The organism is Arthrobacter humicola, assembly GCF_039531445.1.
GTDB classification, from domain to species: Bacteria; Actinomycetota; Actinomycetes; order Actinomycetales; family Micrococcaceae; genus Arthrobacter; species Arthrobacter humicola.
Window position 1 is genome coordinate 242476 of the sequence record NZ_BAAAQB010000012.1, and the last position, 14116, is coordinate 256591.

Sequence of the window (14116 nt, forward strand, 5' to 3'; positions counted from 1 at the left end):
GATGGGTGTCTAGCTGGCGAGCCAGATGTCCGGGCCGAAGACCTCGTAGTGGATCTTCGTGGCCGGGATGCCGGCGTTGATGGCCTCGTTGCGGATGTTCTTCATGAACGGCAGCGGGCCGCACAGGTACAGGGACGCGTTGGCGGGCAGGTCCACTTCGCGCAGGGACATGAAGCCGGTCTTGGCGCCGGCTTCCGGCTGCTCCAGCCAGAGCTGGAGGTCGGCGCCGTCGAGGCGTTCGACGTCGTCAGTCATCTGGGAGCGCAGCGCCCAGCTGTCCAGGGTGCTTTCCGCGTGCAGGACCAGGACCTGGCGGTCCGAACCGGACTCGGCGAGGGAGCGCAGGATGGACGCCGTGGGGGTACAGCCGATGCCGGCCGAGGCCAGGACCACGGGGCCGTCGCCCTCCTTGAGTGTGATTTCGCCGTAGGGGTTGGAGATTTCGATGACGTCGCCGACCTCCACGGTGTTGTGCAGCACGGGGGAGACCTCGCCGCCGTCGTCGAGCTTCGTGGTGAAGCTGCGGCTGGTGCCGGCGTCGCCGGAGAGGGAGTACTGGCGGACCTGACGGAGCCCGTCCGGCAGGGTGACTTTGACGCTGACGTACTGGCCGGGGAGGGCCGCGGTGATGGGGGTGTCGTCGGCCGGTTCCAGGGTGAAGGTCATGGAGCCGGTGCCGGCGGGAGTCTTGGCGGCAACCTTCCAGGGGGTCCACATCTCGCCGTTCGCCTGGGCGGCGTAGAGGCCTTTCTCGAGCTTGATCAGCGCGTCCGCCATGAGCCAGTAGACCTCGGTCCAGGCCTCGGCGATTTCCGGGGTGATGACCTCGGCGAGGTCCTCGGCGATGGCGGCGAAGAGGTGCTCGTAGACCACCTGGTACTGCGGTTCGGTGATGCCCAGGGAGGCGTGGCGGTGCGCGATGCGGGACAGGACGGTCTCGGGCAGGGTGCCGGGGTTGTTCACCAGGTGGGTGGCGAAAGCGGCGATGCTTCCGGCCAGGGCCTGCTGCTGGTTGCCGTTGCGCTGGTTGGAGCGGCTGAAGAGCCCGTCCAGCAGTTCCGGATGCGCGGCGAAGAGCCGGGCGTAGAACTTGGGGGTGATCTCGCCGATGCGGGAACCGACCAGCGGCAGGGTGGCCTCGATGACCGGGAAGGACTTGTCCGAGAGCATGCTGACTCCTGAGTTAGTGGCCCGGGGTCTTCAACCGGACCGCGATGCGAATACTAATATTTGAAATGCGAGTATTTACACCTCAGTTCTACATGGCGTAGAAGAGTGATGCAAATCGGGTGGGCAGGGCTGTGACGAGGGGCCGTGACTAGAGTCCGGGACGCAGCCCGATCATTTGGAAGACGGGCGTCATTTGCCGGGAGGTCGGCAGCGAGGCGATGACGATCCCGTCGAGTTCGCGATAGAAGGCCTCGCGGGCCCGGGCAAGCGCGGCCCGGAGATGGCATTCGGTGATGAGCGGGCAGGTGCCGCCCGCGGCGACGCAGTCGGCCGGGTCCTGGCGGGTGTCGAGTTCCCGCAGCAGCTGGCCCACCGTCGCGGCGCGGCCGGCGCTGCTGAGCCGGGATCCGCCGTTGCGGCCGCGTTCGACGTCGATCATGCCCAGTTCGCGCAGCTTCGCCATCGCCTTGCTGACGTGGTTGTAGGGCGTGCCGACGGCGTCGGCGATGTTCTGGGTGGTCAGGAGCCCGCCGTCGGGAGCGGCCGCGAGCACCATCATGGCGCGCAGGCTCACATCAGCGAAGGCGTTGATCTTCATATCCCCAGCTTACGGCCGGTCTAGTCCACCCACACGGCGGGTTCGTTGGTATCGGCGGAGAGCTGGCCGAATTCGAGCTCGCGGGTCCCGGGGTTCGGGGCGTAGGGCAGGACCGCGGCGAACAGCGATCCGTCCTGGTGTTCGGCGGCCACGTGAATGGCGTCCGAGTCCTCCTCGATCAGCGTGATGTCACAGACCACCGCGGCGGCCCGGAACTCGTCCCGGTGCTGGCGGAGCAGCTCGTGGAGGTCCCGGATCATGGTGTCCGCGTCGAAGTCAGCGTCGGATCCGTCGCTCGCGTCCGCGGGGGTCACGGCAACCAGCCGGACTTCGCCGTCGTTCTGCACTACGAGCGCGAACGGCAGGAAGCCGCCGTTACGCTCCAGCTGCTCCTGCGCGGCCCCGACGCCGGTGCCGAGCAGATTTTCCAGGTCCGTGGCGCTGGCTTCCGGCACGGACTCGCGCCAGGAGCCGGCGTCCGGGGTTTCTTCGGGATGCGCGGCCACTGCTAGCCCCGGACCAGCGCCAGGACGCGGTCGCGGACCCGCTCCATGGTGGCGGTGTCCGTGGCTTCGACGTTGAGGCGCAGGAACGGCTCGGTGTTGGACGGGCGCAGGTTGAACCAGTAGCTGCCGTCGGTGGCAATGAAGGTGCTGCCGTCGAGGTAGTCGACCTCGACGTCTTCGTCAAGGAAGTCCTCGCGGACGCGCTCGACCGCGCCGGCCTTGTCCTCGATTTCCGAGTTGATCTCGCCGGAGGACCGGTACGGTTCGTATTCGCGGCCGAGTTCGGAGAGCGGGCCGTCCTGTTCGCCCAGGGCGGCCAGGACGTGCATGGCCGCCAGCATGCCGGTGTCCGCATTCCAGAAGTCGCGGAAGTAGAAGTGGGCCGAGTGCTCCCCGCCGAAGATGGCTCCTTCCGCGGCCATGACGGCCTTGATGAAGGAGTGCCCCACGCGGGTGCGCACGGCGCGGCCGCCGTGGCGTTCGACGAGTTCCGGAACCGCGCGGGAGGTCAGCAGGTTGTGGATGACGGTCGGCATGTCCTCGCCGAGGGCCTGGGCGCGGGCGATTTCGCGGCGGGCCACCATGCCGGTGATGGCCGACGGCGAGACGGGCTCGCCGTTTTCGTCGATCACGAAGCAGCGGTCGGCGTCGCCGTCGAACGCCAGGCCGATATCCGCGCCGTGCTCGACGACGGCGGCCTGCAGGTCGCGCAGGTTTTCCGGCTCCAGCGGGTTGGCCGGGTGGTTCGGGAACGAGCCGTCGAGCTCGAAGTACAGCGGCACGATCTCCAGGGGAAGCTTGGGCAGCAGCGCATCACCCAGCACGGCCGGCGTGGTGAGGCCGGCCATGCCGTTGCCGGCGTCGACGACGACCTTCAGCGGCCGCGAGCCGCGCAGGTCCACGAGGCTGCGCAGGTACTCCGCGTACCCCTTGAGGACATCATGCACGCCCACCAGGCCGCGGGTGCCGGCGGCCGGGATGGTGCCGGCGTTGAGGTATTCCTCGGCGCGGGCCTGGATTTCCTTGAGCCCGGTTTCGGAGGAGATCGGCACCGCGCCGGCCTTGGCCATCTTGATGCCGTTGTACTCGGCCGGGTTGTGGCTGGCAGTGAATGTGGCGCCGGCGGCGTTGAGAGCGCCGCACGCGTAGTAGAGCTCGTCGGTGGAGATCAGGTCCAGCAACTGGACGTTGGCGCCGCGGGTGGCGGCGCCGTTGGCAAAGGCCTTGGCGAACTCGGGGGAGGAGGGGCGCATGTCCCCGCCCACGAGCACGGTCTGCCCCGTGAGCTCCAGGACGTCGACGAAGGCCGCACCGACGGCTTCGACGATTTCCGCGGTGATGGATTGGCCCACGATTCCGCGCACGTCATAAGCCTTGAACGAGGCCGAGAGGTCAAAAGTCTTTGTCTTGTCCGTAGTCACGGGTCTTATCTTACGTTGCGGCTCTGACGCTGCGGGCTGACGTGGCCGCGCCGGTGTTGTCCGCCGCGGTGTTGTCTGCCGCGGTGTCCACTGCGTGGGTTGTCCACATAGCGGGGTGCTCGCTGTGGCGGTGTCGGAGGGGGCTGGGATACTGAATCAATGGCCAGTAACCAGAACGTCCTTTCCAGCCCAGCAGATTCCGCCACCTCAATTTCCGGCGCCGCAGTTTCCGGGGCCGCTGTCTCCCCGACCCGGGAACAGGCCCAGGCTGTGCTGCGGGAGCTTGTGGGGCACCCCGAGGCGCAGTTCCATGACGGCCAGTTCGAGGCCATTGAGGCACTGGTCGACGGCGGCCGGCGCGCCCTGGTGGTGCAGCGCACCGGCTGGGGAAAGTCGGCCGTGTACTTTGTCGCCTCGCTGCTGCTGCGCCGCCGCGGCGCGGGACCCACCCTGATAGTGTCCCCGCTCCTGGCCCTCATGCGCGACCAGGTGGCCGCCGCGGCCCGGGCCGGGGTTCGGGCGGTCGCCATCAACTCCGCGAACCAGCTGGAGTGGGACACCGTGCGCGAGCAGCTCGCCGCCGATGAAGTGGACGTCCTGCTGGTTTCGCCCGAGCGCCTCACCAACCCGTCCTTCCGGGAAAACCAGCTTCCCGAACTCGTCCGCCGGACCGGGCTGCTGGTGATTGACGAGGCCCACTGCATCTCGGACTGGGGCCACGACTTCCGCCCCGACTACCGGCGCATCGCGGACCTCATCACTCAGCTGCCGGAGACTGTCCCGGTGCTCGCCACCACCGCCACGGCCAATTCCCGGGTGGTCCATGACATCGAAGAGCAGCTCGGCAAGGACGTCCTGACCATCCGCGGCGCCCTCGGCCGGGAATCGCTCCGGCTGGGCGTCCTGACACTGCCGGATTCCCGCGAGCGGCTGGGCTGGCTGCTGACCCACCTGCAGGACCTGCAGGGCAGCGGCATCATCTACACGCTCACGGTGTCCGCCGCCGAGGACACCGCCCGGCTCCTGGCCGAAGCCGGGCACGAGGTGCTTGCCTATACCGGACGCACCGACCCCGCGGACCGGGAACGCGCCGAGCAGCTCCTCAAGGACAACCAGGTCAAGGCGCTGGTTGCCACCTCCGCCCTCGGCATGGGTTTCGACAAGCCGGACCTCGGCTTCGTGGTGCACCTTGGCGCGCCGTCCTCTCCCGTGGCGTACTACCAGCAGGTGGGCCGTGCCGGGCGCGGCGCGGCGAACGCCGACGTCCTGCTCCTGCCCGGTTCCGAGGACCGCGACATCTGGCAGTACTTCGCCACCGCGTCCATGCCGTCCGAGGACAAGGCCGCAGCCGTCCTGACGGCCCTTGCCGAGGCCGGTACGGCTGTGTCCACGGTGGCGCTCGAGGCCCGGGTGGACCTGCGCCGGACCCCGCTGGAGCTGCTGCTGAAGGTGCTGGCCGTGGACGGCGCCGTCGGACGCGTCGGCGGCGGCTGGCGTTCCACGGGACAGTCCTGGAGCTACGACGCCGAACGGTACGGCCGGATCGCCGAGGCCCGGGTGGATGAGCAGGACTCGATGGTCATCTACCAGGACACCGCCGGCTGCCGGATGGAATACATCACCTCGGTGCTGGACGACGAAACAGCCCACGCCTGCGGCCGTTGCGACAACTGTGCTGGCCGCTGGTTCCCGGCCGATATCGCCGAAGCAGCCACGGAGGCCGCCGGGCAGACACTCCGCCGGGCCGGCGTCGTGCTGGAGCCGCGGCTGCAGTGGCCCACCGGCATGGACCGGCTGGGGGTGCCCGTCAAGGGCAAGATCAAGCCGGACGAGGCCCTCGCGGACGGCCGGGTCCTGGCACGCCTGACGGACCTCGGCTGGGGCGGTGCCCTGCGCGAGGCCTTCGCCGCCGGTGCGCCCGACCGGCCCGTGGACCCCGGCATGCTGCAGGCCTGCGTCCAGGTACTCAGGGAATGGGGCACCGGAGACTCGCGGGCCCCGGGCTGGAGCGGCGCCGGCCGGCCGGCCGCGATCATCAGCCTGCCCTCCCGTGGCAAGCCCGTGCTGGTGGACTCCCTGGCCCGCGGGATCTCCGAGATCGGCCGCATCCCGTATCTTGGCCAGCTGCAGCTCCACCACGGCGGACCCACCGGCGGCCGTGGCGGCAACAGTGCCTACCGGCTCGCCGCCGTCTGGGACCGCCTGGTGGTGGGGCCCGAGCTGGAGGAAGCCCTGGCCGGAATCCGCGGCCAGAGCGTGATGCTCATCGACGACCTCGTGGACAGCCGCTGGACCCTGACCGTCTCCGGGCGCGCCCTCAGGCTTGCGGGCGCCGGCGCCGTTTTGCCGCTGGTGCTGGGCCAGGCCGGCTGACCGCGGCGCCCGCGTGCCGGGGGAGCGCCAGGCTGTCCAGCGTGCTCAGGAGCATCAGGACGGCGATGGCCACGAACGCCGCCCGGTACGGCGCCGCCGGGTCACCGGCCGCTGGGCCGGCGAGGGCATGGCTGCCTGACTCGAATACCCGCAGCAGCAGCGCCCCGACGGCAATCCCCGCCGCGGTCGCGAGCTGCACGAGCGTGGCGGAGACGGCGTTCGCGGACGGCAACTGGGCCGGGACGACGTCGGCGTACTGGACGGACGCGTAGGCCGAGAAGCCGATGGAGCGGAAGGCTCCGCTGGCCACGAGGACCGCGACGATCAGCGGCTCCGGCGTGCCGGCGTCGAGCAGCGCGCACAGCGCAAAGGTGACCGCCGAGGCCAACGATGCGAACACCAGGACGGGCTTGAAGCCGAACCGCCGGATGAGCGGCGTCGTGGCCGGCTTGATCCCGATGTTGCCCACGAACACGGCGGACACCATCGCCCCGGCATGCAGGGGGTCCCAGCCGAAGCCGGCCTGGAACATCAGCGGCAGCAGGAACGGCACGGCGCTGATGGTCAGGCGGTACACAAAGCCGCCCGTGGCCGTCGCGCGGAACGTCCGCGCGCCGAAGACGGACAGATTGAACAGCGGCGTGCTGGACCTCCGCATCCAGGCCACGGCGGCGGTCAGGAACAGCAGGCCCGTCACGATCCCCGCGGCCGCCGCCAGTCCGGCGTCCCGGCCGCCCGTCAGTTCCAGACCCACCAGCAGGGAGCCCACCCCGAGCGTGGTCAATGCCAGCCCCAGCCAGTCGAGTCGCCGCGTGCTGTCGCCGCCGACCGCCGGGACCAGGCGCAGCGCGGCCAGGAACGCCGCCAGGCCTAGGGGGAGGTTGACCAGAAAGATCCAATGCCAGGACAGGTACGTTGTCAGGGCGCCGCCCACCAGCGGGGCCAGGACCGGGGCCAGCAGCCCGGGCCACACCAGGAACGCGGTCGCCCGCAGCAGGTCCTTCTTCGGCGTCCCGCGGAGCACCACGAGGGTTCCCACGGGGACCATCATGGCGCCTCCGGCCCCCTGCAGGACCCGGCTCAGGGTCAGCATGGTGAGGTCCTGGCTCAGCGCGCAGAGCAATGACGCGGCGGTAAAGGTTGCGATGGCCAGGCAGAACACCCGGCGTGCCCCGATCCTCTCCGCGAGCCAGCTGCTGAGCGGGATGCCCATCGCGACCGTCATCAGGTAGGCCGTCATGGTGATGTTGACGTCGGCCGGGGCGACCGAGAAATCGGCGGCGATGCTGGGAATGGCCGTGGTCAGGACGGTCCCGTCGAGGAATTCCATGAAGAACGTTGCGGCCACCAGGAGGGCCAGCCGCGGGCTCCAGCTGCCCTCGGCCGGAACAGTGCTGCGGGAGGAGGTTTTCATGCTCAAGGGTCCGCCGTCGGGGTCACGCATGGCGGAGCGGCTGTTCAGCTTCCAGCACGGCCATGGCGGCGTTGTGCCCGCCGATCGCGCTGACGGCACCGCCGCGGCGGGCGCCGGAGCCGCAGAGCAGGATCTGCGGATCGTCCGTGGCCACGCCCCAGCGGCGCGCCGGCGTGTCCAGCGGGTCGCCGTCTTCCACGAACGGCCAGTCGAGCCCGCCGTGGAAGATGTTGCCCCGGGGCATGCCGACGGCGCGTTCGATATCCAGGGTGGTCTTGGTTTCGATGCAGGGGCGACCGTCCGGACCCGTCAGGAGCAGATCCTCTATGGGTTCAGCCAGGACAGAGTTCAGAGAGGCCAGGACGGCGGACTGCAGTTCGGTCCGCCGGTCCTCATTGTTCTCCGCCGTGACCAGCCGGTTCGGGACGTGCAGCCCGAAGACCGTCAGCGTCTGGGCACCTGCGGCCTGCAGTTCCGGGGACAGGATGCTGGGGTCGGTCAGCGAATGGCAGTAGATTTCACACGGCAGCGGCGAGGGCACGGATCCGCCCGCGGCGCTGAGGTAGGCGGCGTCGAGCTGGGACCACGTCTCGTTGATGTGGAACGTCCCGCCGAAGGCCGCCTCCGGGCTGACGGACCCGTCCAGCAGCCGCGGTAGCCGTTTGAGCAGGAGGTTGACCTTGACCTGTGCGCCCTCGCGGCGATGGTTCGGGTTGTCGGTGCCGTTGCGGGTTCCGCTGTCCCGGAGCCGGTCCAGGACCACCGGTGCCACATTGGAGAGGATCCACCGCGCGGTTGCCCTGTGGTCCTCCCCGCCGTGGCGGTAGCCCACGACACCGCCTGGGCGGACGGCCGTGACGTCTGCCGAGGTCAGGATGGTCGCGCCGGCGTGGCGGGCGGCCCGCTCCAGCTCACCGGACACGGCGCCCATGCCGCCGACCGGCACGTCCCAATCGCCCGTCCCGCCGCCGATCAGGTGGTACAGGAAACAGATGTTCTGCTGCAGATCCTCGTCGTCGGCCCGGGCGAAGGTGCCGATCAGCGCGTCGGTGAGGACCACGCCGCGGACCAGGTCGCTGTGCAGGTCCTGGCTGATGGCATCTCCGATGGGACGTTCGATCATGGCCTCCCAGGCCGCGGACGCCCCGGCCCGGGCGGCGAGGGACCGCGCTTCGGACCGCGGCAGCAGCGGCGCGGTCATGGTGGGCCAGAGGGCTTCCGTGAGCTTCCGGCACGCGGCGTAGAACGCGGTGAAGGCGCCGAATTCGCCGTCGGGCGCGCCGACGGCGGCGAAGGACGCCGCGGTGGCGGCCGCGTCCTCGTTGTCCACCAGCAGGGCCCGGCCGCTGTCCCGGGGGTCCGGGGTATACGAGGAATAGCGCCGCCGCGCCAGTTCGATGCGCAGGCCGAGGTCATCGATGATTTGCTGCGAGAGGAGGCTCACGAGGTACGAGTAGCGCGAAAGACGGGCGTCGACGCCGTCGAACGCGTGCGCTGAGACTGCGGCGCCGCCAGCGTGCTCCAGCTTTTCCAAGACCAGGACGTCCCGCCCGGCCTTGGCCAGATACGCCGCCGCGGCAAGGCCGTTGTGGCCGCCGCCGACGATGATCGCGTCAAATTCCGTGTTGCTCGACATGGGCCTATCCTGCCATCCGGATCCGCCGTCGGGCGCGCGGCGTCCGGCCACCGGACGGGTGCCCCGGGAATGCAAAAGGCCCCGGTCAGGGACCGGGGCCAAACGCGGAGACGGGGGGATTTGAACCCCCGGTGGAGTTGTGCCCCACACTTCATTAGCAGTGAAGCCCATTCGGCCGCTCTGGCACGTCTCCAATTGCTATTAACTAGCCAACCAAGGATACGCAGAAGGTGCCACACAGTGCAAAACGGCCGGTCCGGGACAACGCGGGATCACCTACGGCCCATGATGGGCCGGATGTGACCCCGCGTTGCTTGTCGCTAACGGGAGTGCGGGATCAGGCCTCCCGGCCGGCCAGGGCACGCCACAGGAAATGCTGACTCCGGCTTTGCAGGGCCGCGGCCTGCCGGTTGTCGGACGCGCCCGCGTGACCGCCCTCCAGGGCCTCATGGAACCAGACGTTCGGGATGCCCATGGCCTGCATGCGCGCCGCCATCTTCCGGGCCTGGACCGGCCCCACCCGGTCATCGGAGGTCGCCGTCCAGATGAACGTCTCGGGGTAGTCCACCCCGTCCTTGAGCAGATGGTAGGGCGAGAACGTCTTGATGGACTCCCACTGTTCCGGGTCGTCAGGGTCGCCGTATTCGCCGATCCAGGAGTAGCCCGCGGAGAGTTTGGTGTACCGGCGCATGTCCAGGAGCGGGACCCCGCAGGACACGGCGCCGAACAGTTCCGGATACTGCGTGAGCATGTTGCCCACCAGCAGCCCGCCGTTGGAGCCTCCCACGCAGCCGAGCCGCTCGCGGGACGTGACACCGCGGGAGATCAGGTCCTTCGCCACGGCGGCGAAGTCCTCATAGGCGCGGTGGCGGTTGCCCTGCAGTGCGGCGCGGTGCCAGGACGGCCCGTATTCGCCGCCGCCGCGGATGTTCGCCACCACGTAGACGCCGCCCCGGCGGTGCGGGGCCCCGCCCTCAGCGCCGGCGGACGCCGCGGTGCGCCGTTCCAGCCAGGCCCGGCCGACTGCCCCGCTGTAGGCCGGGGTCCGCGAGATCTCGAAGCCCCCGTAGCCGGACAGCTGGGTGGGGTTCTGGCCGTCCAGGACCAGGTCCTTGGAGCCTACCTGGAAGTAGGGGATCTTGGTGCCGTCCTTGGAGACGGCGAAGTGCTGCTGGACTTCGTAGTCCGCCTCGTTGAAGAACGACGGCGAGGTCCGGATCACCTCGTGCGTGCTGGTTGCGCCGGCGCCGGAGTCACCGCCGCGGGTGAGTGTTCCCCGGGTCAGGGTGGTGGGGGTCGTGAAACCGGTGGCGATGAGCCAGAAGTCATTCCCGGCGCCGGGCGACTCGCCCTCGGACACCGAGGCGGCGCCGCCGGTGCCGTCATCGCCGTCATCGTCCGTGCCTTCGGCGTCGTCTTCGTCGTCAACTGCGAAGGCGTTGACGTCGTGCAAGGGCGGGCAGGCGTCCAGGACGGTGGCCTCCCATGCCGAGTCCGTTCCCGGGCGCCGCGGATCCAGGACATGGATCTCCGAGGACACGTCCCGAAGCAGATTCAGCAGCAGGAAGTCCCGCGTCCAGCTCCAAGACTGCAGGGAGGTGTGCGGATCGGGCGAGAAGAGCACGGCCAGGTCCCGGCTGCCGGCGAGGAAGTCCTCGAAGCCGGCCGCGAGGAGGGAACCCGCGGGATATGTGGTGCCGTTGACCGTCCAGTCGCGCTGCGGGCGGAACAGCAGCCATTCGCGGTGGGAGCTCAAGTTCACGTCCGCGGGCACGTCGATCTGCACCCACTGGCCGTCGCGCAGCACGGAGGTGTTCTTTTCGAAGAAACTGATCCAGTCGACGGCAAACGTGCGTTCGAAGCCCGGCGTGGAGTCGTGGGCCACGATCGCCATCATGTGGTCCTCGGGGATGTCGAAGAGCTTCTCGGCCTGTGTGAGGGATTCGCCCCGGCGCAGCTTCACCCCGGTCCGGGCGTAGGAGGAGGTGGTCCGCGGCAGGCCGTCGGCCGTGGTGGCGACAAGCAAGGTGTCAGCGTCCAGCCAGGAGGCGTTGCCCTTGCCGGTCGGGAGGTCGAAGCCGCCGTCCGCCGGATCCACGAAGCCGCGGGCCTCGACGTCGAACTCCCGGTAGCGGTTCGCGTCCCCGCCGTCGGGAGAGAAGGCCAGCAGCGCCCGACGGTGCGGTTCGCCCGGGGCCGGGCGGAGGAAGTTGCCGCCGTGGAAGACCCAATCCTGGCCTTCGGCGGCGGCGAGGGCATCGACATCCAACAGGACGTCCCATGCGGGGGCCCCGGCCCGGTAGCTGTCCCAGCCGGTCCGCCGCCACAGTCCCTTGGGGTTGTCCCGGTCCTTCCAGAAGTTGTAGTACCACTCGCCGTGCTTGCCCACCATGGGGATCCGGTCGGTGGAGTCGAGGACCTCCAGGATTCTGTTTTCGAGGTCGGTGTAGTCGGCATCCTCGAGGAGTTCTTCGGTGCGGGCATTTTGCTCACGGACCCACGCCAACTGCTCCTGGCCGTAGACGTCCTCGAGCCAGATGTTCTCGTCGATTGGTTCGGGTGCAGTCCCTGCAGCCGGGGCGGCGCCGGCGGCTTGGCCGGACGCGGACGGGTGATCAGCTTCTGTGGCGGTCATTTTTCCATCCAAGAACATCGGTGCGGCAGTAGCAAGTCATGCGGCGGGTCCGGCCCGCGGCCGGGTTGCCGATACGCTGGATGCCGTGGGCATATCGCGAAGCATCCGGACGGCAGTGATTGGCGCCGGTCCCCGGGGCACGAGCGTGCTGGAGCGGCTCCTCGCCAACTGGGCCGCCGCCGGCCCCGCCGGAACCCTGCACATCGACGTGATTGACCCGTACCCTGCCGGGCCCGGGCATGTCTGGCAGCCCGGGCAGTCGCGGCTGTACCTGATGAACACGCAATCGTTCTATCCCACGGTCATCCCGGAAGACCCGGCGCTCGCCGCGCCCCTGGCCGGGCACACCTTTGACCAGTGGCGCGACCTCCAGCAACGCCACCCGGATCCGTCGCTGACTGACGAGGAACGGGCCGAAGTCTCCGGGCTCGGCCAGGCGGACTTCCCCAGCCGGGCCCTGTACGGCCGCTACCTGCGCTCCACCCTCGAGGAGCTGCTCACCCGGATCCCGGCCGGCGTCACCGTGGACTTCCACCCGGCGACGGCGACCTCCGTGCGCCACGCGGCCGCAGCGGGCGCTGACCCGGCGGCTGCTGACCCTGTTGCCGCACAGGATTCTGCGGTGCGGTTCGACGTCGTCCTCGACGACGGCACGGTGCTCACCGTCGACTCCGTGGTGCTGGCCCTGGGCCATCTGGACGCGCGGTTGAACGCCGAACAGCGGGAGCTGCTCACCGCGGCGGAGGAGCTCGGCCTCCTGTACCTGCCGCCAGCGGCGCCCGCCGACGTCGACTGGTCCGTGGTGCCGGCCGGAGAACCAGTCCTCGTGCGCGGTATGGGCCTGAACTTCTTTGACGTGATGGGACAGCTGACGGAAGGGCGCGGCGGGCGGTTCCTGGCCGCGGAGGACAACGCCGAACTGACATACGTGCCGTCCGGCCGCGAACCTCTCATCATCGCCGCCTCACGCCGCGGGACCCCCTACCGGGCCAAGGCGACGCTCACCGGCTACTACCCGGGCTCGGTCCAGCTGCGGTACTGCACCGAGGACGCGATCGCGAAGTTCGCCGAGTCCGGCATCCGGCCGTCCTTCGACTTTGACCTCTGGCCGCTCCTGCACCGCGACGCGATCTGGGCCTACTACTCGACGCTCGCGCGCTCGCAGCCCGGTGCGGTCCTGACCGATCCGGCCGAGTTCCTGCGCGCCCTGGACGAGTCACTGCGGCCGCACGCGCATTCGACCGGCAAGTGGGAAAACACCATGGAATCCGTGGTCGCCATCCATGTCCGGGCAGCCCACCGCCTGGACTTGCTCGGCCTCGCAGCTCCCCTGGCCGGGCGCTCGTTTGGCTCCCGGTCTGAACTGGATGCCGCCGTCGTGGACTATCTGCTCGACGACGCCCGGCGTTCGGCGCTCGGCGAGAACGACGCCGTGAAGATGGCCATCGGCGCCCTGCACCACGGCCGGGCGGTGCTCAAGACTGCTGTGGCCGACAGTGGCATCACGGACGAATCGTGGGTCGCGGGCCTGCGCGGCTGGTTCGAATCTTTCGTGGAAGGCCTGGCGAGCGGTCCGCCGGCGCTGCGTGCCGCGCAGCTCGCGGCCCTGGCCCGCGCGGGGGTTGTCCGCTTCGTGGGCCCGGACCCCAAGTTCGGCGTGGACCGCCGAGCCCGGACGTTCATCGCGGCGTCGCCCTGGGTGGGCTTCGGCACCGATGAAAGCGTCGACGGCGGGTCCGGCGGTGTTCTGGGCGGCGCGGGGGGTGCCGGCGCGAGCTCCCGGACGGGGAGCGGCGCGGGCGGTGCCGGCCTGGGGACCGCCTCGGGCGGTGCTGGCTTGGGGGCCGCCGTGGCGGGCGACTCCGCGGCGGGCTCCGTGGCGGCGTCGGCGATGATCGAGGCGCTTGCGCCGGCCAACCGGGTGGCCGCGAACGCCTCGCCCCTGCTGGAGCAATTGCTGGCCGAGGGGCTGGTGCGGCCGCGCCTCATGATGAGCGTGGAGGGGACCCCGGTCCAGACCTCGGGACTGGATGTCGTCCCGCATCCGTATCGGCCGCTCGGGGCTAACGGGTCCGTGACGGAGGGAATCTACGTGCTCGGGCTCCAGCTCTCCGCCGCGCAATGGGGCACGGCAATCGCCGCCGAGGCCCGGCCGGCGTCGGGTCCCGTCTACCGCAGCGGGCAGCGCACCCTGCGCGACGCCGACGAGATCGCCCGGGACATCCTGGGCCGCTGACACGCAGCTGCACGTCTCTGGCCCGCATCCGCCCCTGTGAAAAGTGGACATGCCCTCCCCTGGGGCCCGGCGGTGGGCTCTTGGTGCTTGTGTCCACTCCTGAGGCTTAGGGCTGAGCATGTCCCGT

The 14116-nt window shown here is 69.8% G+C and carries 9 protein-coding genes and 1 tRNA gene; 2 read left to right on the forward strand and 8 right to left on the reverse strand.

Annotation, left to right across the window (positions count from 1 at the left end; all coding sequences use genetic code 11):
* Positions 1-9: 9 nt before the first annotated feature.
* From ABD243_RS05555 to ABD243_RS05570, 4 genes are all read right to left on the reverse strand, one after another.
* Positions 10-1170: a globin domain-containing protein gene (locus ABD243_RS05555; protein ID WP_344362997.1), complete on the reverse strand. Its 1161-nt coding sequence runs from the start codon at positions 1168-1170 to the stop codon at positions 10-12.
* Between the two features lie 148 nt (positions 1171-1318).
* On the reverse strand, positions 1319-1768 hold the full coding sequence (locus ABD243_RS05560; protein ID WP_344363000.1) for an RrF2 family transcriptional regulator: 450 nt from the start codon (positions 1766-1768) through the stop codon (positions 1319-1321).
* 20 nt (positions 1769-1788) lie between these two features.
* Positions 1789-2274 carry a hypothetical protein gene (locus tag ABD243_RS05565; RefSeq protein ID WP_091255386.1) on the reverse strand — a complete coding sequence of 162 codons (486 nt, stop codon included), beginning with the start codon at positions 2272-2274 and terminating at the stop codon, positions 1789-1791.
* Positions 2275-2276: 2 nt separating this feature from the next.
* On the reverse strand, positions 2277-3695 hold the full coding sequence (locus tag ABD243_RS05570) for a phosphomannomutase/phosphoglucomutase (protein ID WP_344363004.1): 1419 nt from the start codon (positions 3693-3695) through the stop codon (positions 2277-2279).
* 159 nt (positions 3696-3854) lie between these two features.
* Here ABD243_RS05570 and ABD243_RS05575 point away from each other — a divergent pair, with 159 nt between their 5' ends.
* Positions 3855-6068, forward strand: a complete 2214-nt coding sequence (locus ABD243_RS05575; RefSeq protein ID WP_344363007.1) for a RecQ family ATP-dependent DNA helicase — start codon at positions 3855-3857, stop codon at positions 6066-6068.
* On the opposite strand, the gene ABD243_RS05580 is transcribed toward ABD243_RS05575, so the two are convergent.
* The 4 genes from ABD243_RS05580 to ABD243_RS05595 form a co-directional block, all read right to left on the reverse strand.
* Positions 6013-7482, reverse strand: coding sequence for an MFS transporter (locus tag ABD243_RS05580; protein WP_344363009.1), 1470 nt, complete (start codon positions 7480-7482; stop codon positions 6013-6015). The two genes, ABD243_RS05575 and ABD243_RS05580, sit on opposite strands and share 56 nt — an antisense overlap.
* A 22-nt stretch (positions 7483-7504) precedes the next feature.
* Positions 7505-9118, reverse strand: a complete 1614-nt coding sequence (locus ABD243_RS05585) for a phytoene desaturase family protein (protein WP_344363012.1) — start codon at positions 9116-9118, stop codon at positions 7505-7507.
* Between the two features lie 105 nt (positions 9119-9223).
* Positions 9224-9311, reverse strand: a tRNA-Ser gene (locus tag ABD243_RS05590).
* A 144-nt stretch (positions 9312-9455) separates the two neighbouring features.
* Entirely contained in the window at positions 9456-11753 is a 2298-nt protein-coding gene (locus tag ABD243_RS05595; protein WP_344363015.1) for a prolyl oligopeptidase family serine peptidase, read from the reverse strand.
* Between the two features lie 85 nt (positions 11754-11838).
* Here ABD243_RS05595 and ABD243_RS05600 point away from each other — a divergent pair, with 85 nt between their 5' ends.
* On the forward strand, positions 11839-13989 hold the full coding sequence (locus tag ABD243_RS05600; RefSeq protein WP_344363017.1) for an FAD/NAD(P)-binding protein: 2151 nt from the start codon (positions 11839-11841) through the stop codon (positions 13987-13989).
* Positions 13990-14116: the final 127 nt, after the last annotated feature.

Excerpts from the sequence above, each read along its gene's own strand:
- ABD243_RS05555 (WP_344362997.1), bottom strand. The coding sequence starts at position 1,170 with ATGCTCTCGGACAAGTCCTTCCCGGTCATCGAGGCCACCCTGCCGCTG.
- ABD243_RS05560 (WP_344363000.1), bottom strand. The coding sequence starts at position 1,768 with ATGAAGATCAACGCCTTCGCTGATGTGAGCCTGCGCGCCATGATGGTG.
- ABD243_RS05575 (WP_344363007.1), top strand. The coding sequence starts at position 3,855 with ATGGCCAGTAACCAGAACGTCCTTTCCAGCCCAGCAGATTCCGCCACC.
- ABD243_RS05580 (WP_344363009.1), bottom strand. The coding sequence starts at position 7,482 with ATGAAAACCTCCTCCCGCAGCACTGTTCCGGCCGAGGGCAGCTGGAGC.
- ABD243_RS05585 (WP_344363012.1), bottom strand. The coding sequence starts at position 9,118 with ATGTCGAGCAACACGGAATTTGACGCGATCATCGTCGGCGGCGGCCAC.
- ABD243_RS05595 (WP_344363015.1), bottom strand. The coding sequence starts at position 11,753 with ATGACCGCCACAGAAGCTGATCACCCGTCCGCGTCCGGCCAAGCCGCC.